This window comes from Pantoea sp. y20 (assembly GCF_054903455.1).
Genome location: NZ_CM142816.1, coordinates 2364387 through 2385555 on the forward strand (window position 1 = coordinate 2364387; position 21169 = coordinate 2385555).

A 21169-nucleotide genomic window follows, 5' to 3' on the forward strand; every position below is an offset into this window, starting at 1 on the left:
CTGGTACATCTGTTATTTGTGGGATAATTACGCGACTTTACATTCCGCGCTAAACGCCTAAACTCCTTTGCGCATCATATAAAGGAGCCTGTATGAGCCAGAATATTTACGACAACCCCACTTTTTTTGCCGGTTACGCCACCTTGCCACGTTCCGTTAAGGGATTAGACGGCGCGCCAGAATGGCCTGCACTGCGTGCGCTACTACCCGACCTGCATGATAAACGCATTCTCGATCTCGGCTGCGGTTACGGCTGGTTTTGCCGCTACGCGCAGCAGCAAGGCGCGCGCGAGGTGCTAGGTCTGGACGTTTCCGAGAAGATGTTAGCGCAAGCCGCGACCATGACGCAGGGAACCGGGATTCGCTATCAGCGCGCCGATTTAGAATCGCTGCAACTGAACGAATCCTATGATCTCGCCTACAGCTCGCTGGCGCTGCACTACCTCAGCAATATTGACGCACTCTTCGCAACCGTGTTTGAGGCGCTAACGCCGGGCGGCGCGCTGGTGTTTTCCTGTGAGCATCCGATTTACACTGCACCTACTCAACAGCAGTGGATTGTGGATGAACAGCAGCAGCGCAGCTGGCCAGTTAATCATTACCAGCAGGAAGGGGAACGCATCAGCAACTGGTTTGCCGATGGCGTGAAGAAGCAACATCGCAAGCTGGCAACCTGGATCAATGCGTTAATTGGCGCAGGATTTGAGATCGTGCATCTTGATGAATGGGGCCCGAGCGAAGAGATGGTTGCACTCAATCCCGCGCTGGCGGAAGAACGCGATCGCCCGATGATGTTCTTGCTGGCCGCGCGTAAACCGCTGTGACGTTGAATTGAGGCTGCGCACTGCAGCCTTATACAAATCTCTGCAGCGCTATTTACGGCATTGAGCGCGCATTGCGTACTAGCGTGTGATTAAAAAGATCGCTATCAAGAAGAAGGCTAATAAACCGGCGAATGTCAGCGTTCCAATGCGCGGAGTTTTGGCGCGGCCAACCACCACACCAATAAAGATACAAAGCAGCGTGAGTGTGCCAATCATTACCCAAAGTAGATATTGTGTATTTGCCATGAAGGATCCTTATCCGGCCATTAATCAGATGCGCCAACGTTATACCATTTTTCGCACAGGCTGACTGCTGCTATATGACCGCATCTTTTTTGCAGGTTATTTGCCACCCGTTAACGATCAAGTCACGTTATGCGCACAACGCACTATTTTGAGATTTTCCAGCTGTTGCAAACGCGCCGCAGCTTTATTGTTAGCGCTGGCCTTTGCAACGCCGTTACCGATACCAAAATCCCCGACGAATCCCAATACCGTTAGCGCATCAAACTCGCCGGTTTCATCAATCTGCTGCTTAACGCTTTGGCTTTTAGCGATCTCCTGATTCAGTGCTGCACAGTCATAGGTTTGCGCTTCGGCATCGCTCACTTTGGCGGACTGCGGATACTGTTTCAATGCGCAACCACTCAGCAGCAAGGCGATCAGGATAACGGGCTTGTGCATCTCGCAATATTCTCTCTATGACGGTAATTTATTTCGGAATAAGAGAAAAAGTAGCATGTGGGTAAGATTTTCAACGTGGGAATAAGTGAAGATATGCGGGAATATTTAAAATAAAAAAGCACTGCCTGAGCAGTGCTAATGATTCTGATATCAGGCAATTGCCTGATAAGCCCTGATAATTATCAGGGCAGAACATCCGCTATCAAGCAGTTTTCAACACAATCATTGATGATTTGCAGAAAATACATTTAGCGCCATGTGGGTTCATTTTCGTAATATCGAACGCGGAGGTACGATATTGTGAACTCTGGCAATGCGGACATCTTAAACGATTATAAATGCGAATAATTACAGACCTAATACATTTGTTGCAGACGGACCTTTTGGACCATCTTCAACTGAAAACTCAACACGCTGACCTTCATCAAGTGAGCGATAATCAGTGCCCTGAATGGCTGAGAAGTGGACGAAAACGTCCTTGCTGCCATTTTCAGGAGAAATAAAGCCGAAGCCTTTTTCTGAGTTGAACCATTTTACCGTTCCAAGAATTTTATTAGACATAATTTTTACCTTTTAAATGAGCCTATTGGCGTAAGGGCCGAGTTGCAGATACGAATCAGAACTTAGGATAAGACTCAAAGAGAAAGGGCTTGAAGCGGCACTAACCGGGATGAGAAATACAATGGGAACTAACCTTCTAACTGTCTGCTATTCAGACCGACGACGCATTAACGCATTTATCTTACCAGGTAGCAAGGTAAAACTTTTTTATTTCATATAAAAAAGAAAAGCAGAAAATAAAAAAACCCACCGAAGTGGGTTTAATCATCAATCAGGCTGCTTGTCGCCCGACTCCGGTGCCAGACTCTCATCGTCTTTTTCATGCTCATCCGGCTTCACCTTAGTATCTTCTTCAAGCTCATCCGCTTCAATCGGTCTATCAGACATAAATCCTCCTGAGTTGCTAAGAGAATTAAGTGTAGATGCCAGCATAAAGGTAAGCCTAACGCGTGCAGACAATTCATTATTATGCAGATAAAAAAAGACCGAATACGATTCCTATATTCGGTCCAGGGAAATGGCTCTTTGGGAGCCGTGCGCTAAAAGTTGGCATTTTTGCAGGCGAGGACGCCTTGCCATTTAAAGGTAGACCAGGATTGCTGGTTTTCCAGCCAATCATGCGGTTTGGTTGCGAAAGGTGACAACTCTGTGATCGTGGTGACAGAACGAGGAAGCAAGCGTAGCGGCAGAATTGTGCGCTACGCCTGAGAATATAGGGATTACTTACCGCACAGTTGCTGCGCGCGGTCGATGATCGGTTGCAGACTCATTTTCTGGCCTGGATGGGCTTTATCAACGGCGACAATGGTGTCGATCGATTGCAGTGTGCCCTGCCCGGCCGTTTTGCGCGCAAAGGCTTTATCGTTGAGCGGATACTGCAACAAAGTGCCCGGGTTAATCGCGAACAGCGCGCCGTCTTTCTCGCAGGTCAACATCACCTCTTCGCGGGTGAAGGGCCATTTGTCTTTTCCAATCTCAAAACGGCTGACGGTAATAATCTGTGCCGCCATCGCCTGGCTGCACAGCGCCATCAATACGCAAGCTGGAATCAGTTTCTTCAGCAAAATATCGACCTCATTTCATCTTCTTGAATGTCACATTCAGGCCGGTGACAGCGTAGCAAACACGCTCACCAACCCAATTACAATAATGGCCAGCAGCAGCTCAAGCTGCGTCAGGCGAATAAACAGATGCGCTGCGTTACTGGCCGCCAGGCGAAAGCGCGGCACCAGCAGATAGCGATTGGTCAGCGCAATAGCGATCATCAGCATGACCAGCAGCACTTTCACCACCAGCAGTTCGCTCCACAGCGTGGCTTGCCAATGCAACGGCGAACCGGCAATCAGCACGCTATTGATGATGCCCGTCAGCAGCGCGAGCGCCACCGCCAGGTGACCGTAACGCGAGAAGCGCATCATGCAGCGAATCGCATCGGTGCGAAAAGCGATCTGCCGCGCTTCACGCATCAGTAATAACAACGGCAGTAATCCGCCCGCCCAAAATGCAGCCGCAATTAAATGCAGCGCGTGATTGCCTTGTTGCAGCAATCCGGGCCAGCCATCGCGCATCGCGGCATGCCCAACACCGGCTAACGCCACCAACTGTAACAGGCCGCTGCATAGCAGCAGATTTTGCCGCAGTGTGCCACGCAGCAGCAGCGCTAACGTGCTCAGCAGTGCAAAAGCGATTTCCCAACACCAAACCTGGCCGAAGCGCGTGCTGAGCACCGCCTGCCAGGTTGCGCTGTCACTGACATTGCGCCAGTCGCCGCTCATCAAGCCGGTTTGCGTTGCCAGCATCAACAGGGCGCTAAACAAACTCAGCAGCGCGCTGGTACGGAGAAGTAAAGCTAAACGCTGTGATAGCAGCGGACGATAGCGGCGCGGCGCCAGTAGCGCGGTATAAAAGGCGCTACCGGCGAGCAGCAGCACCGACAAAAAATGCAGCGCTCGCAGGCCAATCCACAGCGTACTCAAACTCATCAATCACTTCACGCTGAAGGTGTAGCTGCCTTTAGTTTTATGTCCGTCAACGGACAGCACATGCCAGTTTACCTGATAGTTGCCCGACGGCAGCGGCTGGCTGATCGGTACAATCAGCTGATCGTGTTGTTTATCGTTGAGTCTGGCTTTCCCGACCGTAATGGGTTGATGTTGTGCATCGAGCACATCCACGCCACTGAATGCCGCTTCAACATCCTCGGTAAAGGTCAACGTTAAATTCTGCGGGGAGGTTTCCACCACCGCTTTGTCGGCTGGTACCGGGGTTTTCAGGTGAGCGTGTGCCATAGCAACCTGGCTGAAGGCCAGCGTTGATGACGCCAGAAGTAGCGCGACGACAGCGTTGAACGCAGTTTTCTTCATGACTTCTTCCCTATTAAATGCGGCAAACCACCGCAAACGTGGCAGCAGGATACGCCGCCGATCCGCAGGTGTCGAGACTTGCGGTGCGATCCAATCCGCTTGATCCCAGGGTCCGAAACCATTACTTTTGCCCCTGTTTATCAGGAGAAAAGCATGAGCCAAAACCTTGCCCTGCTCTCGCAGGAAGAGAAAGACAAAGTCAATGTCGATCTGGCCGCCGCGGGCGTTGCATTCAAAGAGCGCTACAATATGCCGGTGATTGCCGAAATGGTGGAACGCGAGCAGCCCGAAGCGCTGCGTGACTGGTTTCGTCAGCGCTTAATGAACTATCGCCAGGCTTCGCTTAGCCTGGCGCGCCTGCCCTACGAACCGAAGCAGAAGTAATTTATGTTACGTGTAATTGATACCGAAACCTGCGGCCTGCAGGGTGGCGTGGTGGAAGTGGCGTCGGTGGATGTCATTGATGGTCAGATCGTCAATCCGATGAGCGACTTAATCTGCCCGGATCGCCCAATCAGTCGTCAGGCGATGGCGGTACATCGCATTACTGAAGCGATGGTGATGGGAAAACCCACTATCGAAGAAGCGATTGGCCGCTATCACGGCAGTCCGCATTACGTGGCACACAACGCCAGTTTTGATCGCCGCATGTTGCCCACTATGCCGGGCGAATGGATCTGCACCATGACGCTGGCGCGTCAGCTGTGGCCAGGCATCAAATATGGCAATCAGGCGCTGCGCCACAGCCTGAAGCTGGATGTCACGCCACCGGCCGAACTGCATGCGCACCGCGCATTGTATGACTGCTACGTCACCGCTGCGCTACTGATCCGCATTATGGAAACCTCCGGCTGGAACGCCGAGCAGATGGCGAATTTGTGCCAGCCCGCGCCCGTGAGCGGCGATGTGTTCCCGTTCGGCAAATATCGCGGTCAGAGTATTGGCAGTATCGCGCGTAAAGATCCCGGCTATCTGCGTTGGGTGCTGGAAAATGTGCGTGATTTGCGCCCACCGTTACGGCAGGCGCTGCGCAAGTATGTGAAGAGCGATCAGTAATCGACGCGGTCTGGCAAGCTGCCCTGCGCCAGGCCAATCAGGAAAGTGAACTCCTGCGCCACCCCTTCATACGCTTTGAAGCGGCCCGATTTACCGCCGTGGCCAGAATCCATCTCGGTGCAGAGCAACAGCAGTGAATCGTTGGTTTTCAGCTCACGCAGTTTCGCCACCCACTTAGCCGGTTCCCAATACTGCACCTGCGAATCGTGCAAACCGGTGGTAACCAGCAAATGCGGATAGGCTTTGGCCTCGATGTTGTCATACGGACTGTATTGGCGAATGGTGTGATAGAACTCCGCCTGTTCGGGATTGCCCCACTCATCGTATTCGCCGGTGGTCAGCGGAATTGTCGGATCGAGCATCGTCGTTACCACATCGACAAATGGCACCTGCGCCACCACGCCGTGGAACAGCTCCGGCGCCATGTTCACCACGCCGCCCATCAGTAATCCTCCGGCGCTGCCGCCCATCGCGTAGAGCTGCTGGCGATGACCATAACCCTTCGCCACCAGCGCTTCGGTGACATCAATAAAGTCCGTGAAGCTGTTGATTTTATTCTTCAGGCGGCCACCGTCATACCATTGCTGGCCGAGCTCGCCGCCGCCGCGCACGTGAATGATGGCGTAGACGAAGCCGCGCTCCAGCAAGCTGATGCGGCTGGTGCCAAAGCTGGCATCCATGCTGCTGCCGTAAGCGCCATAACCGTACACCAGCAACGGATTGCTGCCGCGCTTGAAATGCTCGCGGTGATAGACCAGCGAAACAGGAACCTCTGTGCCATCACGCACCGTGATCCACAGATGCTCACTTTTGTAATCCTCCGATTTGAAGCCCGGCACCGGCGTGCGCTTCAGCACGCGACGATCGCCGGTTTCCATGTTCAGTTCAAACAAGGTGGTAGGCGTGGTCATGGAAGAGTAGCCGTAGCGCAAGGTGTCGCTTTCTGGCGAAGGATTGTAGGCAAGCCAGGTGACATAGGCGGGATCGTCGAAGGCGATACCAAAGCTTTCGCCGCTCTCCCAGTTTATCTGCCGCAAGGTGTTTACGCCGTGCTGACGCTCTTCGACTACCAGCCAATGACGAAACAGCTGAAAATCTTCCAGCACCACGTTGTCACGCGCCGGGATCAGCGATTGCCAGCGTGCTTCCGCCAGCCACGCGCTGCGATAGAGCCCGAAATTTTTGCCATCGCGATTTGAGCGGATATAGAACTGATGATTGTAGTGATCGATGCTGTATTCGTGGTCGCGGCGACGTGGACAAAAGGCTTGCGGCTGCGCATCCGGATATTCGGCGTCGATCAGCAGAATCTCGCTGGTGTTGGTGCTGTACAACGCAATCAGAATGAAGTGCTCGGAGGTGGTTTTATGCACGCTGAGGTGGAAAGAGTCATCCTTCTCTTCATACACCAGCTGATCGTCAGATTGCGGATGGCCCAGCTCATGGCGCCACACCTGATACGCCAGCAGCGTTTTCGGATGCTTACGCACGTAATAGAGCGTGCGGGAATCGTTGGCCCAGGCAACGCTGGATGACGCATTGGTCAGCACTTCCGGATACCAGCTGCCGCTCTGCAAATTACGGAAGCGAATGCCGTATTGGCGGCGCGACAGGAAGTCTTCCGCTAAGGCCATCACCTGATTGTCCGGTGTGATCGCCAGCGCGCCCATGGTGTAAAAATCACTGTGCGCAGCCCGCTGGTTTCCATCGAGCAACAGCTGCCAGGGCTCATCAGCTGGCGCGTCAACGGGCTGCCGGAAATAAGCCGGATACTCGTTGCCCACTTCATAGCGGCTTTGATAGCGATAACCGTTTTTCACATAGGGCACCGAGTGATCCTGCGGTGGAATACGGTCAACGATCTCTTTCAGCACCCGTTCCTGCAGCGGATTCTGCGACGCCATCATCGCACGGCCGTAATCATTTTCGGCGTGCAGATGGGCCAGCACATCTGGATTCTCGCGGTCGTCATCACGTAACCAGTGATAATTATCGATGCGCGTTTCACCGTGCAGCTTCATGACATGGGGAATTTTTTTCGCGTGTGGCTGATTCATTAGGCTCTTCTCCCTGAAGGACAACATTCAGCAAGCGTGGCACTAATCACGCACGATGCCAAGCTACACGCAGCATCACTTTACGCAGGGTAAGCAAAAGATGAAAAGCGAAGGCTGCGGATGCAACCTTCGCACGGAATTAAGCAGCTTTTTCCGCGTCGATATCGCGCTGGATACCGTCCCGCACATCCTGGGGGATTTTCAGCGCATCGCCGAGCGCGGAGAGATAGCTACGCTCCATAAAGTGGTCGACATCAATGGCTGCACAGCTGAGGAAATAGAGTTCCAGCGCCTCTTCTTCATTTTTTACGTCAGCGGCCAGCCAGTTGGGATCGAGCGGGCGATTCATCGCCTGCTGAATCAGCGCTTCGGCTTGTGCGCCGTAGCCGGCCTGCTGGATATTTTGCTCAATGGCGGCACGCTCTTGATCGTCAATGTGACCATCACTTTTCGCCGCGAACACCAGCGCCGTGACCAGACGCTCTGCGCGTTGATCCATCGGCGTTTGCAGCTGGCCGAAGCCCGCATCGTCCTGATGGGTTTCACGTATGCGCTGTTTGTATTTGTTCCATAACAGCGCGCCCGCCGCCGCGCCACCGCCCAACAGCAAGGCTTTGCCGCCATATTTGGTCAGCAGCTTACGCGTGGATTTGCTGCCTACCAGCAATCTCGCCAGCCCGCCCAATGCGCCGGGGGCCAGCATGTCACTTAAACCGCCCGATTTTCCGTCTCCACCCTTTTTCGCTAGCACCGATTGAATTTGCTGCAGCCAATTGCTCATTGTTTAACTCCTGTTTACTTTTCCGTTCTCCATGCTGCCGCAGGCTGTGTCAGTTAACGTCAGAGCGGGAAAAGTATGGCAAACCTGATCGCGGCGAAAGCGTGAGTACGCAAACGTTTTCGTTTATACTGCGCGCGCATTTTGACTGCTAAGGTGAAATTATGACGACTCTCGGAACCGCGCTGCGCCCTGCCGCTACGCGTGTCATGCTGTTAGGTTCAGGCGAATTAGGCAAAGAAGTGGCACTTGAGTGCCAGCGTCTTGGTGTGGAAGTGATCGCGGTGGATCGTTACGCCGATGCTCCGGCGATGCACGTTGCGCATCGCAGCTATGTGATCAACATGCTGGACGGCGACGCGCTGGCCGCGCTGATTGCCGAGGAAAAGCCGCACTTCGTGGTACCAGAAATTGAAGCCATTGCCACCGAAAAACTGCTGGAGCTGGAAGCGCAAGGTCAGAAAGTGGTGCCGACCGCACGCGCCGCACGTCTGACCATGAACCGCGAAGGCATTCGCCGTCTGGCGGCGGAAGAGTTGTCCTTACCGACCTCGACTTACCAGTTTGCTGACAGCAAAGAGAATTTTGTGGCCGCGGCTGAGGCGATTGGATTCCCGTGCATCGTTAAGCCGGTGATGAGCTCATCAGGTAAAGGCCAGAGCTTTATTCGCGAAGCCAGCCAGCTGGAAAAAGCCTGGGATTATGCGCAGCAAGGCGGACGTGCCGGTGCGGGCCGCGTGATCGTTGAAGGCGTGGTGAAGTTTGATTTCGAAATCACCCTGCTGACCATCAGCGCAGTAGATGGCATTCACTTCTGCGCGCCGATTGGTCATCGTCAGGAAGATGGCGATTATCGTGAATCATGGCAGCCGCAGCAGATGAGTGAACTGGCGCTGCAACGCGCGCAGGATATCGCCGCTAACGTGGTAAAAGCGCTCGGTGGATACGGCCTGTTTGGCGTGGAGCTGTTCGTGTGCGGTGATGAAGTGGTGTTCAGCGAAGTGTCACCGCGTCCGCATGATACCGGCATGGTCACGCTGATTTCGCAGGATCTGTCCGAGTTCGCGCTGCATGTGCGCGCTTTCCTCGGCCTGCCGATTGGCGGCATTCGTCAATACGGTCCCGCTGCGTCGGCAGTGATTTTGCCTGAGCTGAACAGCCAGAACGTCGTGTTCGGCAATATCGAAGCCGCGCTGGGTGCCGGATTGCAGCTGCGCCTGTTTGGTAAGCCGGAAATCGCCGGTCAGCGCCGTTTAGGCGTGGCTTTGGCAACCGGTGAAAACACCGATGACGCTATCGCGCGCGCCGTGGCGAGTGCGGCCGCGGTACAAGTCGAAGGTTAAGTAAGATGAAGTGGTCGCCATCAATGACGACCACTTCATGAACTTATGCGCGAGCCCCTTCAACCGCTTCACGCGCCAGACGCGTAATACGATCCCAGTCACCGCTTTCCAACGCATCATTCGGTACCAGCCACGAACCGCCAATGCACAGCACGCTTTTCAGCGCCAGATAGTCTCGATAGTTGGCTGGCGAGATGCCGCCAGTTGGACAGAAACGCACCTGCGGGAACGGACCGCCAATCGCGGATAATGCTTTCACGCCACCATTGGCTTCCGCCGGGAAGAATTTGAACTCCCGCAGGCCGTAATCCATGCCAGTCATCAGTTCTGAAACCGTGCTGATACCTGGAATCAATGGCACCGGACCTTCAACCGCGGCTTTCAGCAGCGATTCCGTCAATCCTGGGCTGATGACAAACTGCGCACCGGCGTCAGTGACTTCTTTCAGTTGCTGGGTGTTGATCACCGTGCCCGCACCGACAATCGCTTCCGGTACTTCTTTAATCATGGCACGCAGCGCGTCCATCGCCACCGGGGTACGCAGCGTCACTTCCAGCACGCGCACACCGCCAGCCACCAGCGCTTTCGCCATCGGCACCGCGTGTTCCAGCTTGTTCACCACGATAACCGGCACGACCGGGCCAGTTTTCAGGATCTGTTCAGCACTTGTTTTCCAGTTCTTCATCACGTTTCCTTAGTTGCATCAGCCCGGCGTTTAGCCACGCTGTCAATAATTGGGCTCTACCATACAAGATCGTCTGGAGCGGCGTCCATCGGATATCAGAATTTTTTGAAACTCTGGTTCACTTTTCAGAAAAATGAATTGTGGACGTAAAAAAGCCCGCACATTTGGCGGGCTCAGCATGAGGTTTCTATTCGAACTCGTTCCAGGAACGGCCATCGCGAGTTATCATCGCGACAGAGGCAACCGGTCCCCATGTTCCCGCCTGATACGGCTTCGGCGCTTCGGCATCGGCGCTCCAGGCATCAATGATCGAATCCACCCAGCCCCACGCTGCTTCAACTTCATCACGACGCACAAACAGCGCCTGAATACCGCGCATGGTTTCCAGCAGCAGACGCTCGTAAGCATCGGCCAGATGCGACTGGTTGAAGGTTTCGGAGTAGCTTAGATCCAGCTTGGTGGTCTGCAGTTTATGCTTGTGGTCGAGTCCCGGCACTTTGTTCAGGATTTCGATATCCACGCCTTCATCCGGCTGCAGACGAATGGTCAGCTTATTCTGCGGCAGTTCAGCGTACGAATCTTTAAACAGGTTCATCTCAGGATTCTTGAAATACACCACCACTTCAGAGCATTTGGTTGGCAAGCGCTTGCCTGTACGCAGATAGAACGGCACGCCAGCCCAACGCCAGTTATCGATATCCACGCGAATAGCAACAAAGCTTTCCGTGGCGCTCTGCTTGTTAGCGCCCTCTTCTTCCAGATAACCTGGCACTTTCTTGCCCTGCACAAAGCCGGCGGTGTACTGACCGCGTACGGTTTTCTCGCGCACGTTGGTTTGATCGATACGACGCAGTGAGCGCAGCACTTTCACTTTTTCATCACGAATCGCATCCGCGCTCAGATCGGACGGCGGCGACATGGCAATCATGGTGAGGATCTGCAACAGGTGGTTCTGAATCATGTCACGCATCTGGCCGGCTTTGTCGAAGTAACCCCAACGGCCTTCGATGCCCACCTCTTCTGCCACGGTGATCTGCACGTGATCGATAGTGCGGTTATCCCAGTTGTTGACGAAGATGGAGTTGGCAAAACGCAGCGCCAGCAGGTTGAGCACCGTCTCTTTACCGAGATAGTGGTCAATACGGAAAACCTGGCCTTCTTCGAAGTATTTGCCGACGCTGTCATTGATCTCTTGTGAGGTTTCCAATGAGGTGCCGAGCGGCTTTTCCATTACTACGCGTGCCGGTTTGGCGTTCAGCTTGGCGGCGCCCAGACCGTCGCAAATCGCGCCAAAGGTGCTTGGCGGCATGGCGAAGTAGTTAATGGTGACGCGGTTTTTCTGGTCAAGCATTTTGCCCAGTTTGGTGAAATGCGAGGTGTCATTTACGTCGAGGTTACAGAAGTCGAGACGGCTGCTAAGGGTGTCCCACAGCGCTTCATCGATCTTCTCTTTCATGAAGGTTTCCAGCGCTTCACGTACCACTTTGGTATACGCGGCTTTATCCCAATCCGCGCGACCCACGCCAATAATGCGAGTGGTTTCATGAATCTGACCGGCTTTTTCCAGCTGATACAGTGATGGCAACAGTTTACGGCGCGCGAGATCGCCTTTGGCACCGAAAATCACCAGATCGCATGCCTGGGCTGTTTGTGTAACCGCCATTTTCCTCTCCTCGTTGCAGGATATACCCGGCTTGAGCGTTCTCAACACGCCAGGTCCTTATTGTAATTTTCTTACAGCACAATGTACGTTTTTAGCGGGTTTAGGACAACCCGAACGCAGTGTTTTGCTGGCGTTAACTGTGAACGTAATAAAGGTGTTAAGTGTGTTGTAGCGTGCCATTTGAGCACATTTTCTGTTTCGATATTTGTCGTGGCAAAACACGTCAGCGATCAAAGTATCGCAAAAAATTCGCGTTTACATTTGTCCTCCGCTGCGTGCGAGGGGCTATTACACGGTATATTCTTGTGAATTGGCAGCGATTTCATTGATTGATGAACGCGAAAAAGTGATTGACGCTCATTAGGTTAAACCATGCTGGAACAGATTCAGGCGCAACTCGATGCGTTAAGCAAATCAGAACGTAAAGTCGCAGAGCAGATTCTTGCCGCGCCGCAACAGGCGATGCACTCCAGCATCGCCACGCTGGCTCGCGCCGCTGACGTCAGCGAACCGACGGTGAATCGCTTCTGCCATCGTATGGGCACGCGCGGCTTTCCTGACTTCAAATTGCAACTCGCGCAGAGCCTGGTCAAAAGCCCGAACTGGGTGAGCCGCGATGTGGAAGAAAATGACAGTGTGGAAAGCTATAGCCACAAAATTTTTGATTCCGCGTTAGCCGGCCTCAGCCGCGTCCGCCAGCAACTCGACTCTCAGGTGATTCGTCAGGCGGTTCAGGCGCTGTCAAAGGCGCATAAAATTGCCTTTTTTGGCCTTGGTGCCTCCGCCGTGGTGGCACATGACGCCACCAATAAATTTTTGCGATTTAATCTGCCGGTCATCTGGTCAGAGGATATTGTGATCCAGCGCATGAGTTGCATAAATAGTGGTCCAAACGATGTGTTTGTTCTCATCTCACATACTGGTCGCACCAAAAATATGGTAGAACTGGCTCGCCTGGCGCGTGTAAACGCTTCCACTGTGCTGGCTATCACTTCTCCGGGTTCCCCGCTGGCGGCGGAAGCCACGCTGGCTTTGACGCTCGACGTACCCGAAGATACCGATATCTACCTGCCAATGGTTTCCCGCCTCGCACAATTAACCGTGATTGATGTTCTGGCGACAGGGTTTACCCTTGAGCGCGGCGCTGCTTTCCGTGAAAATTTAAAACGGGTGAAAGAAGCGCTGAAAGATTCACGCCTGGAGAAACAGGCGCAGGAAAATAATTAACATCACATTCACAATGTGAGTCGAATCACAGCCCATCGATCATATAGAATAGATGAACACTACGTGTCACTTGAGAGCGACACGATACTTTGCTAACGGAGTCCTTCATGTCCAGACGTCTCAGAAGAACCAAGATCGTTACAACCCTCGGTCCAGCCACCGATCGCGACAACAACCTCGAAAAAATCATCGCGGCGGGTGCTAACGTTGTACGACTCAACTTCTCCCACGGCACACCGGAAGATCATCAGCAGCGCGCCAATAAAGTCCGTGAAATCGCGGCGAAACTGGGTCGTCACGTAGCGATCCTTGGCGACCTGCAAGGCCCAAAAATTCGCGTATCGACCTTCAAAGAAGGCAAAGTGTTCCTCAACGTCGGCGATCGTTTCCTGCTGGATGCTGATTTAACCAAAGGCGAAGGCGATAAAGAAAAAGTCGGTATCGACTATAAAGGCCTGCCAGAAGATGTAGTGCCCGGCGATATCCTGCTGCTGGACGACGGTCGCGTGCAGCTGAAAGTGCTGGAAGTTCAGGGCGTAAAAGTGTTCACCGAAGTCACCGTCGGCGGCCCGCTCTCTAACAATAAAGGCATCAACAAACTCGGCGGCGGTCTCTCTGCCGATGCGCTGACCGAAAAAGACAAAGTTGATATCGTTACCGCCGCGAAAATCGGCGTGGATTATCTGGCGGTCTCCTTCCCGCGTAACGGCGAAGATATGAATTATGCCCGCCGTCTGGCGCGCGACGCTGGCTGCGACGCCAAACTGGTGGCGAAAGTGGAACGTGCTGAAGCCGTTGCCTCACAGGAAGCGATGGATGACATCATCCTCGCCTCTGACGTGGTGATGGTTGCGCGTGGCGATTTGGGTGTGGAGATTGGCGATCCTGAGCTGGTGGGTATTCAGAAAGCATTGATCCGTCGCGCTCGCCAGCTGAACCGCACCATCATCACCGCCACGCAGATGATGGAGTCGATGATTACTAATCCAATGCCAACGCGTGCCGAAGTCATGGACGTGGCGAACGCCGTGCTGGATGGTACCGATGCGGTGATGCTGTCGGCGGAAACCGCTGCTGGCCAGTATCCGGCTGAAACCGTCTCAGCGATGGCGAAAGTGTGCCTCGGCGCAGAGAAAATCCCGAGCGTTAACGTTTCTAAGCACCGCCTGGAAGTACAGTTCGATAACGTCGAAGAAGCGATTGCCATGTCGGCGATGTATGCTGCCAACCATCTGCAAGGGGTTTCAGCGATCATCACCATGACCGAATCGGGCCGTACCGCGCTGATGACCTCACGTATCACGTCCGGCTTGCCGATCTTCGCCATGTCACGTCACGAACGTACGCTGAATCTGACGGCGCTGTACCGTGGTGTTACGCCAGTGTTCTTCGACAGCAACAACGATGGTGTTGCTGCCGCGCACGATGCAGTGAATTTGCTGCGCGAAAAAGGTTTCCTGGTTTCAGGCGACCTGGTGATTGTCACCCAGGGCGACGTGATGTCGACCACTGGTACCACCAATACCAGCCGTGTACTGCGCGTAGACTAATACGCACCACCCACAGCGGCTGTAACAACATGGACAAACGCGACTGCCTGGCAGTCGCGTTTTTATTTTTTTGACAAGGAGGCCAGATGGCCCGCTATCAACCTATCACTCAACTCACCGGGCGCGTGCTGCTGTTCCCGCTCGCGCTGGTACTCTTCGAGTTCGCCACCTATATCGCGCATGACATGATTCAGCCCGGCATGCTGCTGGTGACGTCTGAATTCAGCGTCGGCCCGGAATGGGTTTCGACCTCGCTGACCGCGTATCTGATGGGCGGCGTGGTGCTGCAATGGCTGCTCGGTCCGCTCTCTGACAAATATGGCCGCCGGCCGGTGCTGCTGTTTGGCATCCTGTTCTTTGCCGCCGCCTGTATTCTGACAACGTGGGTGAGCAGCATTGAGGAGTTTGTCGCGCTGCGCTTTGTGCAGGGTATTAGCCTGTGCTTTATTGGCGCCGTCAGCTACGCAGCGGTGCAGGAAGCCTTTGACGAAGCGCTGGCAGTACGCATGATGGCGCTGATGGCCAACGTCGCGCTGCTGGCACCGCTCGCTGGTCCGCTGGCCGGAGCCGCGTGGCTCACCGTTGGCGAGTGGCGCAGCATGTTCTGGCTGTTTGCCATCTGCAGCGTGATTGCGTTTGCCCTGCTGTGGCGCGTCATGCCGGAAACCGCTGGCGATCGCAGTCACTCTATCGCCCTGCCAACGCTGGCGCGCGGCTATGCGCGTTTGGCGCGCGATCGTCAGGTGATGTACGGCTCCTTTGCCATTGGTTTGGTGTTTATTCCGATCCTGACGTGGGTAGCGCTCTCGCCAGTGATTCTGATGCACGATGAAGGATTGTCACGCATGCAGTATGCGCTGCTGCAGCTGCCGGTGTTTCTGGCGATGATTGCCGGCAACATCACGCTCGGCAAACTGGCTGGACGCGTGCCGATTGAGCAGCCGGTGAAGTTTGCCGCCTGGCCGATTCTGATTGGTTTGAGTATTTCGCTGCTGGCTAATTTGCTCGATAGTCACACCTATCTGCTGCTGACCGCCGGGTTAAGCTTGTACGCTTTCGGCGCAGGCATGGTGAATGCCGGTCTGTACCGTTTGACGCTTTACTCCAGCAACGAAGGCAAAGGCAGCGTGGCGGCGATGCTCGGGATGATCAGTATTCTGACCTTAGCGGTAGGCATTGAGCTGGCGAAAAGTGGCTACTTCAGCGGCGGCACACCGTGGTTTAGCGGGATTAACTTCGCAGCTGGCGTGCTGTGGTTTGGTCTGGTGACCCTGTTCCTGCGCGAACGTAAACGTCGCAGTCACGTGGCGGCAATAGAATGATAAAGGGGCCAGACGGCCCCATGTTTATTTCCTACGAGGATAAAGATCTTTGCGCGCATAAGGTTCGATATCCCCTTCCTTACGCGTTTTCAGCAGCTTCAGAATCCAGGTGTACTGTTCTGGATGCGGGCGCACGAACACTTCAACTTCTTCATTCATGCGACGCGCAAGCGTATTGTCATCGGCATCCAGCAGGTCATCCATTGGCGGACGCACATAGATTTCCAGACGATGGGTTTCACTGTTGTACACCGGGAACAGCGGTACAACGCGAGCGCGACATACTTTCATCAGGCGGCCCACTGCGGGCAATGTGGCTTTGTAAGTAGCAAAGAAATCCACAAATTCGCTGTGTTCCGGGCCGTGATCCTGGTCCGGAAGATAATAGCCGTAATAACCCTGACGCACCGACGCGATAAACGGCTTAATGCCGTCATTTCGCGCATGCATACGGCCACCAAAACGGCGTCGCACGGTATTCCACAGATAATCCATTAACGGATCGCTTTGATTGTGGAACATCGCCGCCATCATCTGGCCTTCAGACGCCAGCAGCATCGCTGGAATATCCACGCCCCAGCCATGCGGCACCAGGAAAATGACGTTTTCTTTGTTGGCCTGCAGTTGCTCAATGATTTCCCGGCCGTGCCAGTCAACACGCTTGCGCACATGCTCGGGATTACGCATGCCCAATTCGGCCATCATCGCCATCGCCTGCGGTGCGGTGGCAAACATACGATCAGCAATCTCTTCGCGCTGCGCTTCACTCAATTCCGGCAGGCAATAATAGAGATTGATCAGCGCACGGCGGCGCGCACTTTTCGCCAGCTTACCGGCGAACTTGCCCAATCCGCCCAGAATCGGATCGCGCACTTTAGCGGGAAGCAATGCCATGCCGGCCAGCGCGCCCACCGCCAACCAACTTCCCCAGTATTTCGGCTTTAAAAAAGAACGTTGAAAAACGGGAATAAACTCGCTGTTATTTTTCTTTCGGGTTTCCATGCACTCGCCTCTGACAATGACCGGTCAATAATAGTGACGGTGGTTAATTTTGCAATCTTCATGCGCCAGATAGCAAAAAACCGACGAAGAATCCGTCGGTTTTTAAGTGTTCGCGCAATAATGCGCTATTTCAGCGTCAACTGCGGCAACCAGGTTTTGACTTGCGCCATGTAAGTGCTGCGATCTTTACCCGTCAGACCCTCCATGCGCGGCAGTTTTGCCGTCAATGGATTCACCGCCTGATTGTTGATCCATACTTCATAATGCAAATGCGGACCGGTCGAACGTCCGGTGTTACCCGACAACGCAATACGATCGCCGCGTTTCACTTTTTGCCCCGGTTTCACCAACGCTTTACTCAGGTGCATATAACGCGTCATGTACTGACGACCGTGACGAATTGCTACGTAATTCCCTGCAGCACCGCCGTTTTTCGCCATCACCACTTCACCATCGCCCACGGCTAACACAGGCGTACCAATAGGCAGCGCGAAATCGACACCTTTATGCGGTGCAATGCGGCCGGTTACCGGATTAAGGCGACGCGGATTGAAGTTGGAAGAGACACGATACTGCTTAACCGTAGGGAAACGCATAAAGCCACGCGCTAAACCAGACGCGTTGCGATCGTAGAACTTGCCGTCTTCCGCACGGAACGCGTAATAGTCTTTACCGCCGGTGCGTAAACGCACGCCAAGCAATTGGCTTTGGGCACTTTTGCCATCGAGCATTTCACGTGACATCAGCACGCTAAAGTCATCACCGGCGCGTAGTTTGCGGAAATCCATCTGCCACTGCATCGCTTTGATGACGTTGCTGGTTTCTGCGCTGGTTAAACCCGCACGCTGGGCACTGGCAGCAAAACTGCCGCGCACTTCACCTTTCAGTACGTTATTTTGCCACTCACCCTTTTGCAGCTCCTGCTGCATCTTAAAGCTGCCGTTGTCGGCGCGCTGATAAGTACGGGTTTCACGACGATCAATTTCCCAGCTGAAGGTTTGCAGTTGTCCATCAGTATCCAGCGTCCAGCTCAGTTGCTGACCAACGCGCATGTTGCGCAGATCTTTATCGCTACTGACTAATGCGTTGATATCGCCCATCTCAATACCGTACTGATTTAACGCGCTGCTCAGCGTATCACCTGAAGAGACGGTGTACTCATGTACGTTGGGATTGTCCGGAACGTCATTATCAATGTCGTCAGCAGGAATATCGTCGGACGGTTCTTCCGTTGTTTGGTCAATCGGCTCGCTGGCTTCGGGCAACAGCGTGCGCAGTTCGTCTTTATCCAACGTAATGGTTTTCACGATGGGGGCAACATCACGCGGATGGTAAACGTAAGGCCGCCATACTGCGACGGCCAATGTGACAACGGTTAATGAACCCAGCATAACGCGGTGGGGGCGCGGCAAATTGTTAAATGCGAGGGCGACAGAGCGGGCTATCTGCTGCACTTTTACCTATTCCTCATGCTCCATTCAGGCAGCTCGCATACTGGCTCGACAGCTGTGAAAGAAATTTCACGTAGCTGTCTTTGGATAAGCTGATGTCCATACCCAACGGATCTAACGTGCCTTTACGTACGGAAGTTCCACGGGACACGGCATCGATGACGGCCGGTCTGAATTGTGGTTCAGCGAAAACGCAAACAGCTTTCTGCTCAACCAACTGTGTTCGTATTTGATGTAAACGCTGGGCGCCCGGCTGGATTTCAGGATTGACGGTAAAATGACCTAAAGGTGACAAACCGTAATGTTTTTCAAAGTAGCTGTAAGCATCGTGAAAAACGAAATAACCCTTGTTCCGCACAGGCGCGAGTTGCGCGCCGATGTGTTTGTCTGCATCGGCTAATTCTGCCTTAAATTCCTGCAGATTAGCGTCAAGTTTGGCTTTGCTTTGCGGCATAAGTTCCAATAATTTTCCATGGATTGCAACCGCAGATTGTAAGGCCATGTCAGGGGACATCCACAGGTGCATATTAAACTGTCCGTGGTGGTGATGCGCATGAGACCCGTCCTGGTCTTCGGAATTTTCTGAGTCATGATCGTGATCGTGACCATGCTCATGTTCCTCATCTTCATCATCGCCGCTAATCAATAGCGGTTTTATGCCCGGCAATGCGGCAATTTCAAGGTTTTTACTGGCGGGTAATTCGGCCGCTGACTTAGTAAGAAAGGCTTCCATGTCTGGGCCTGTCCACACAACTAAGTCTGCGTTTTTAATACGTTTTACATCAGAGGGACGCAAGGCATAATCATGCTCTGAGGCGCCATCAGGCAGCAATACTTCAACCGGCGTAATACCCTCTGCGATAGCCGCTGCGATAAATCCGATAGGTTTGATTGAAGCGACAACTGCGGAGTGCGCGGGTAATGCGCTTGCCGCGCCAATTGCCGCAGCAGTAAGGGTGAAAATCAGGCGCTTTTTATTGTGTAACATAATACGTCATTCCATCGTGACCCGTTGATGGAATGTGATATTATAACATTCGAAATTCAATGCAACCCGTAAATAACATGTCGCCACTTGTTACCCTTGAAAACATTTCTGTGAAGTTCTCCCAGCGTCCGGTGCTTGCAGGTATTAGCCTCGCACTTGAGCCGGGGAAAATTCTCACCCTGCTCGGCCCGAACGGCGCCGGTAAATCCACGCTGGTTCGCGCAGTGTTGGGGCTACTGAAACCCACCAGCGGCAGCGTCAAGCGCGCCGCTGATTTGCGTATCGGCTACGTGCCGCAAAAACTGCACATCGACCCAACGTTGCCGATCACCGTGGAACGCTTTATGCGCCTGTCGCGCGGCACCAAACGCGATGCCATTTTGCCGGCGCTCAAGCGCGTGCAGGCCGGGCACCTGCTGCATGCAACGCTGCAAAAACTCTCTGGCGGTGAGACACAACGTGTTTTGCTGGCGCGTGCATTACTCAATGAACCGCAGCTTTTGGTACTGGATGAGCCGACACAAGGCGTTGATGTCAACGGCCAGGTCGCGCTGTACGATTTGATCGATCAGCTGCGCCGCGAACTGAACTGCGGTGTGCTGATGGTTTCTCACGACCTGCATCTGGTGATGGCGAAAACCGACGAAGTGCTGTGTCTCAACCATCACATCTGCTGTTCCGGCACGCCGGAAGCGGTGTCACAACATCCCGAGTTTATTGCGATGTTCGGCCCACGCGGCGCACAGCAGCTGGCGATTTATCGTCATCATCATAATCACCGTCACGATTTACAGGGACGCATTGTTCTGCGCAAAGGAAATGGCCCGTCATGATTGAACTGTTATTACCTGGCTGGCTGGGCGGCGTGTTGCTGGCGCTGGCGGCCGGTCCACTTGGCTCGTTTGTGGTTTGGCGCCGCATGTCTTACTTCGGCGATACGCTCGCGCATGCGTCCTTACTGGGCGTGGCGTTTGGTTTGCTGCTCAACGTGAATCCTTACTATGCGGTGATTTTGGTGACCGTGTGTCTGGCGTTGGGATTGGTGTGGCTGGAGCGACGCCCGCATCTGGCTATTGATACGCTGCTCGGCATTATGGCGCACAGTGCGCTGTCGCTGGGTTTAGTGGTCGTCAGTCTGATGCAAGGCGTGCGTGTCGATCTGATGGCTTACCTGTTTGGCGATCTGCTGGCGGTGACGCCCGATGATTTGTGGATGATGGGCGGCGGCGTGGCGATTGTACTGGCGGTGATGGCGTGGCAGTGGAATTCGCTGTTGTCGATGACCATTAGCCCGGAGCTGGCGCAGGTGGATGGCGTTAACATTCAGCGCACGCGTTTGATGTTGATGCTGGTCACCGCATTAACCATCGGCGTAGCGATGAAGTTTGTCGGTGCTTTGATTATTACGTCGTTGCTGATTATCCCGGCGGCGACGGCACGTCGCTTCTCGCGCTCGCCGGAACAGATGGCCGGTTTTGCGGTAATTGCCGGTATTATCGCAGTGACCGGTGGACTGACCTTCTCCGCCAGCTACGATACGCCAGCCGGTCCTTCAGTGGTGTTATGCGCGGCAGTATTGTTCATCATTAGCATGGCAAAAAAACCGGCGGCATAA

23 protein-coding genes are annotated in these 21169 nt (G+C 53.9%); 9 read left to right on the plus strand and 14 right to left on the minus strand.

Annotated features, from left to right (window positions below; all coding sequences use genetic code 11):
* The first annotated feature begins 92 nt into the window (after nt 1–92).
* Nucleotides 93–824, plus strand: coding sequence for a class I SAM-dependent methyltransferase (locus ACYAC5_RS11085; RefSeq protein WP_101764176.1), 732 nt, complete (start codon nt 93–95; stop codon nt 822–824).
* A gap of 78 nt (nt 825–902) precedes the next feature.
* On the opposite strand, the gene ACYAC5_RS11090 is transcribed toward ACYAC5_RS11085, so the two are convergent.
* The 7 genes from ACYAC5_RS11090 to copC form a co-directional block, all read right to left on the minus strand.
* Complete coding sequence (locus ACYAC5_RS11090) at nt 903–1070, minus strand: hypothetical protein (RefSeq protein WP_210080775.1); 168 nt, start codon at nt 1068–1070, stop codon at nt 903–905.
* A 117-nt stretch (nt 1071–1187) separates the two neighbouring features.
* Complete coding sequence (locus tag ACYAC5_RS11095; RefSeq protein WP_280171764.1) at nt 1188–1508, minus strand: hypothetical protein; 321 nt, start codon at nt 1506–1508, stop codon at nt 1188–1190.
* A 202-nt stretch (nt 1509–1710) separates the two neighbouring features.
* Nucleotides 1711–1854: a cold shock small protein YmcF gene (ymcF, locus tag ACYAC5_RS11100; RefSeq protein ID WP_101764610.1), complete on the minus strand. Its 144-nt coding sequence runs from the start codon at nt 1852–1854 to the stop codon at nt 1711–1713.
* A 2-nt stretch (nt 1855–1856) separates the two neighbouring features.
* Nucleotides 1857–2069 carry a transcription antiterminator/RNA stability regulator CspE gene (gene cspE / locus ACYAC5_RS11105; protein WP_007889586.1) on the minus strand — a complete coding sequence of 71 codons (213 nt, stop codon included), beginning with the start codon at nt 2067–2069 and terminating at the stop codon, nt 1857–1859.
* A 719-nt stretch (nt 2070–2788) separates the two neighbouring features.
* A complete protein-coding gene (locus ACYAC5_RS11110; RefSeq protein WP_061718597.1) occupies nt 2789–3136 on the minus strand; it encodes a YebY family protein in 348 nt (115 codons plus the stop codon).
* A 33-nt stretch (nt 3137–3169) separates the two neighbouring features.
* A complete protein-coding gene (gene copD / locus ACYAC5_RS11115; protein ID WP_192411692.1) occupies nt 3170–4051 on the minus strand; it encodes a copper homeostasis membrane protein CopD in 882 nt (293 codons plus the stop codon).
* A 3-nt stretch (nt 4052–4054) separates the two neighbouring features.
* Complete coding sequence (gene copC, locus ACYAC5_RS11120) at nt 4055–4432, minus strand: copper homeostasis periplasmic binding protein CopC (RefSeq protein WP_210080778.1); 378 nt, start codon at nt 4430–4432, stop codon at nt 4055–4057.
* A 153-nt stretch (nt 4433–4585) separates the two neighbouring features.
* Here copC and ACYAC5_RS11125 point away from each other — a divergent pair, with 153 nt between their 5' ends.
* Nucleotides 4586–4816: a DNA polymerase III subunit theta gene (locus tag ACYAC5_RS11125; protein WP_217546444.1), complete on the plus strand. Its 231-nt coding sequence runs from the start codon at nt 4586–4588 to the stop codon at nt 4814–4816.
* 3 nt (nt 4817–4819) lie between these two features.
* Nucleotides 4820–5488, plus strand: a complete 669-nt coding sequence (exoX, locus tag ACYAC5_RS11130; RefSeq protein ID WP_101764169.1) for an exodeoxyribonuclease X — start codon at nt 4820–4822, stop codon at nt 5486–5488.
* Here the strand turns inward: exoX and ACYAC5_RS11135 are convergent.
* A complete protein-coding gene (locus ACYAC5_RS11135) occupies nt 5482–7545 on the minus strand; it encodes a S9 family peptidase (RefSeq protein WP_462061741.1) in 2064 nt (687 codons plus the stop codon). The two genes, exoX and ACYAC5_RS11135, sit on opposite strands and share 7 nt — an antisense overlap.
* Before the next feature lie 139 nt (nt 7546–7684).
* Nucleotides 7685–8326, minus strand: coding sequence for a tellurite resistance TerB family protein (locus ACYAC5_RS11140; RefSeq protein ID WP_462061743.1), 642 nt, complete (start codon nt 8324–8326; stop codon nt 7685–7687).
* Between the two features lie 161 nt (nt 8327–8487).
* Here ACYAC5_RS11140 and purT point away from each other — a divergent pair, with 161 nt between their 5' ends.
* Nucleotides 8488–9666 carry a formate-dependent phosphoribosylglycinamide formyltransferase gene (gene purT / locus ACYAC5_RS11145; RefSeq protein WP_110866306.1) on the plus strand — a complete coding sequence of 393 codons (1179 nt, stop codon included), beginning with the start codon at nt 8488–8490 and terminating at the stop codon, nt 9664–9666.
* 43 nt (nt 9667–9709) lie between these two features.
* Here the strand turns inward: purT and ACYAC5_RS11150 are convergent, their stop codons facing one another.
* The gene (locus tag ACYAC5_RS11150) at nt 9710–10351 is read right to left on the minus strand and encodes a bifunctional 4-hydroxy-2-oxoglutarate aldolase/2-dehydro-3-deoxy-phosphogluconate aldolase (protein WP_008110463.1); all 642 of its coding nucleotides are present in this window, start codon (nt 10349–10351) and stop codon (nt 9710–9712) included.
* Nucleotides 10352–10538: 187 nt separating this feature from the next.
* Nucleotides 10539–12014, minus strand: a complete 1476-nt coding sequence (gene zwf, locus ACYAC5_RS11155) for a glucose-6-phosphate dehydrogenase (RefSeq protein ID WP_064738913.1) — start codon at nt 12012–12014, stop codon at nt 10539–10541.
* A 372-nt stretch (nt 12015–12386) separates the two neighbouring features.
* Between zwf and ACYAC5_RS11160 the strand changes: the two genes are divergently transcribed.
* The 3 genes from ACYAC5_RS11160 to ACYAC5_RS11170 all read left to right on the plus strand — a co-directional run bounded on the left by ACYAC5_RS11160 (nt 12387) and on the right by ACYAC5_RS11170 (nt 16113).
* A complete protein-coding gene (locus ACYAC5_RS11160) occupies nt 12387–13241 on the plus strand; it encodes a MurR/RpiR family transcriptional regulator (protein ID WP_101764164.1) in 855 nt (284 codons plus the stop codon).
* Nucleotides 13242–13348: 107 nt separating this feature from the next.
* Nucleotides 13349–14791: a pyruvate kinase gene (gene pyk, locus ACYAC5_RS11165; RefSeq protein ID WP_101764163.1), complete on the plus strand. Its 1443-nt coding sequence runs from the start codon at nt 13349–13351 to the stop codon at nt 14789–14791.
* Between the two features lie 86 nt (nt 14792–14877).
* On the plus strand, nt 14878–16113 hold the full coding sequence (locus ACYAC5_RS11170) for an MFS transporter (protein WP_101764162.1): 1236 nt from the start codon (nt 14878–14880) through the stop codon (nt 16111–16113).
* A 24-nt stretch (nt 16114–16137) separates the two neighbouring features.
* Here ACYAC5_RS11170 and lpxM read toward each other — a convergent pair whose 3' ends face one another.
* The 3 genes from lpxM to znuA form a co-directional block, all read right to left on the minus strand.
* Entirely contained in the window at nt 16138–17115 is a 978-nt protein-coding gene (gene lpxM, locus ACYAC5_RS11175; protein ID WP_101764161.1) for a lauroyl-Kdo(2)-lipid IV(A) myristoyltransferase, read from the minus strand.
* 125 nt (nt 17116–17240) lie between these two features.
* Nucleotides 17241–18569 carry a murein DD-endopeptidase MepM gene (gene mepM / locus ACYAC5_RS11180; protein ID WP_271459670.1) on the minus strand — a complete coding sequence of 443 codons (1329 nt, stop codon included), beginning with the start codon at nt 18567–18569 and terminating at the stop codon, nt 17241–17243.
* Between the two features lie 13 nt (nt 18570–18582).
* Nucleotides 18583–19554, minus strand: a complete 972-nt coding sequence (znuA, locus tag ACYAC5_RS11185) for a zinc ABC transporter substrate-binding protein ZnuA (protein WP_280171766.1) — start codon at nt 19552–19554, stop codon at nt 18583–18585.
* Between the two features lie 77 nt (nt 19555–19631).
* Between znuA and znuC the strand changes: the two genes are divergently transcribed.
* Nucleotides 19632–20387, plus strand: a complete 756-nt coding sequence (znuC, locus tag ACYAC5_RS11190) for a zinc ABC transporter ATP-binding protein ZnuC (RefSeq protein WP_101764609.1) — start codon at nt 19632–19634, stop codon at nt 20385–20387.
* Entirely contained in the window at nt 20384–21169 is a 786-nt protein-coding gene (gene znuB / locus ACYAC5_RS11195) for a zinc ABC transporter permease subunit ZnuB (RefSeq protein WP_101764158.1), read from the plus strand. Before znuC ends, znuB begins: the two co-directional genes overlap by 4 nt.

Coding starts and splice junctions, on each gene's coding strand:
- ACYAC5_RS11085 (WP_101764176.1), top strand. CDS start 93: ATGAGCCAGAATATTTACGACAACCCCACTTTTTTTGCCGGTTACGCC.
- ACYAC5_RS11090 (WP_210080775.1), bottom strand. CDS start 1,070: ATGGCAAATACACAATATCTACTTTGGGTAATGATTGGCACACTCACG.
- ACYAC5_RS11095 (WP_280171764.1), bottom strand. CDS start 1,508: ATGCACAAGCCCGTTATCCTGATCGCCTTGCTGCTGAGTGGTTGCGCA.
- cspE (WP_007889586.1), bottom strand. CDS start 2,069: ATGTCTAATAAAATTCTTGGAACGGTAAAATGGTTCAACTCAGAAAAA.
- copD (WP_192411692.1), bottom strand. CDS start 4,051: ATGAGTTTGAGTACGCTGTGGATTGGCCTGCGAGCGCTGCATTTTTTG.
- copC (WP_210080778.1), bottom strand. CDS start 4,432: ATGAAGAAAACTGCGTTCAACGCTGTCGTCGCGCTACTTCTGGCGTCA.
- ACYAC5_RS11125 (WP_217546444.1), top strand. CDS start 4,586: ATGAGCCAAAACCTTGCCCTGCTCTCGCAGGAAGAGAAAGACAAAGTC.
- exoX (WP_101764169.1), top strand. CDS start 4,820: ATGTTACGTGTAATTGATACCGAAACCTGCGGCCTGCAGGGTGGCGTG.
- ACYAC5_RS11135 (WP_462061741.1), bottom strand. CDS start 7,545: ATGAATCAGCCACACGCGAAAAAAATTCCCCATGTCATGAAGCTGCAC.
- ACYAC5_RS11140 (WP_462061743.1), bottom strand. CDS start 8,326: ATGAGCAATTGGCTGCAGCAAATTCAATCGGTGCTAGCGAAAAAGGGT.
- purT (WP_110866306.1), top strand. CDS start 8,488: ATGACGACTCTCGGAACCGCGCTGCGCCCTGCCGCTACGCGTGTCATG.
- ACYAC5_RS11150 (WP_008110463.1), bottom strand. CDS start 10,351: ATGAAGAACTGGAAAACAAGTGCTGAACAGATCCTGAAAACTGGCCCG.
- zwf (WP_064738913.1), bottom strand. CDS start 12,014: ATGGCGGTTACACAAACAGCCCAGGCATGCGATCTGGTGATTTTCGGT.
- ACYAC5_RS11160 (WP_101764164.1), top strand. CDS start 12,387: ATGCTGGAACAGATTCAGGCGCAACTCGATGCGTTAAGCAAATCAGAA.
- pyk (WP_101764163.1), top strand. CDS start 13,349: ATGTCCAGACGTCTCAGAAGAACCAAGATCGTTACAACCCTCGGTCCA.
- ACYAC5_RS11170 (WP_101764162.1), top strand. CDS start 14,878: ATGGCCCGCTATCAACCTATCACTCAACTCACCGGGCGCGTGCTGCTG.
- lpxM (WP_101764161.1), bottom strand. CDS start 17,115: ATGGAAACCCGAAAGAAAAATAACAGCGAGTTTATTCCCGTTTTTCAA.
- znuA (WP_280171766.1), bottom strand. CDS start 19,554: ATGTTACACAATAAAAAGCGCCTGATTTTCACCCTTACTGCTGCGGCA.
- znuC (WP_101764609.1), top strand. CDS start 19,632: ATGTCGCCACTTGTTACCCTTGAAAACATTTCTGTGAAGTTCTCCCAG.
- znuB (WP_101764158.1), top strand. CDS start 20,384: ATGATTGAACTGTTATTACCTGGCTGGCTGGGCGGCGTGTTGCTGGCG.